At 51.0% G+C, this 1,248-nt stretch carries 1 protein-coding gene; it reads left to right on the forward strand.

The features are described 5' to 3' along the window. Nucleotides 1-1,248: S8 family peptidase (locus tag O9290_RS19090; protein ID WP_288087380.1), on the forward strand; the 1,248-nt coding region annotated here is incomplete at both ends.

A 1,248-nucleotide genomic window follows, 5' to 3' on the forward strand; every position in this document is an offset into this window, starting at 1 on the left:
ATCCTAATTTAGTGATTGGGGTTATTGATACGGGGGTGGACTACAATCACCAAGACCTAGTTGGCAACATCTGGACAAACCCGGGGGAAATTGCCGGAGATGGCATTGACAACGATGGCAATGGCTACATTGATGACATTCGCGGTTGGGACTTTGCCTACAACGACAATAACCCCAGTGATGTTGATGGTCACGGAACCCATGTTTCGGGAACCATTGCTGGCAAAGGAAATAATGGGGTCGGTGTGACGGGGGTGGCCTGGAATGCCAAAATCATGCCCCTGAAGTTTTTGAATGATCAAGGATCAGGCTCTACCTCCAATGCTATTTTGGCAATTAACTATGCGACGGCCAAAGGAGTTAAGCTCACCAATAACTCCTGGGGAGGTGGAGGCTATAGTCAAGCGCTCTACGATGCGATTAACGCGGCGGGTCAGGCGGGAGCTTTATTTATTGCGGCGGCTGGTAATGATGCAAAAAACACTGACACAAGCCCCTCCTATCCTGCCAGCTACAACCTAGCTAATATTATTTCTGTTGCTTCCACCACCCGCACCGATGCTCTCTCTTCTTTTTCTAACTATGGCTTAACCAGCGTAGATTTGGGTGCGCCTGGTTCAGACATTTACAGTCTAGCTCCTGGTGGTGGATACGCGACCCTTTCAGGGACATCCATGGCCAGTCCCCATGTGGCAGGGGCGGCGGCTTTGTTGTGGTCACAAAATCCTACCTGGACGGCACAACAGGTGAAAAACACCTTAATGAACACGGGCGACCCCCTGGCATCCCTTGCCGGTAAAACGGTTTCTGGTAAGCGGCTCAATGTGTTTAACGCCTTGGCGGGGGCTAACTTACCTTCCGTAACCGTCAGTGTCAGCCCGGCCAGTGTGCAGGAAGACGGTACGACTAACTTAGTTTACACCTTTACTCGCACTAACTTAAACCTGAGTTCTCCCCTGACCGTTAACTTCGGGGCGAGTGGCATAGCCAACGCCGCTCCAGTGGGAAGCGACCCAGCCGATTACAACGTATTAACAGGTAGTGGTGTCATCTTCGACCCGACGACGAAATTGGGAACCGTCACTTTTGCCGCCGGTGCGACAACGGCAACGGTCGTGGTTGATCCCATTGCTGACACCGTACAGGAAAACAGCGAATCAGTTATTTTAACCGTCAATTCTGGGACGGGCTACATTGGTGGTTCTCCTAATACAGCAACGGGAACTATTATTTCTGAGGAAGGATTTA

The sequence above is a fragment of the Microcystis sp. LE19-41.2A genome (assembly GCF_027530405.1).
Classification (GTDB): Bacteria; Cyanobacteriota; Cyanobacteriia; order Cyanobacteriales; family Microcystaceae; genus Microcystis; species Microcystis aeruginosa.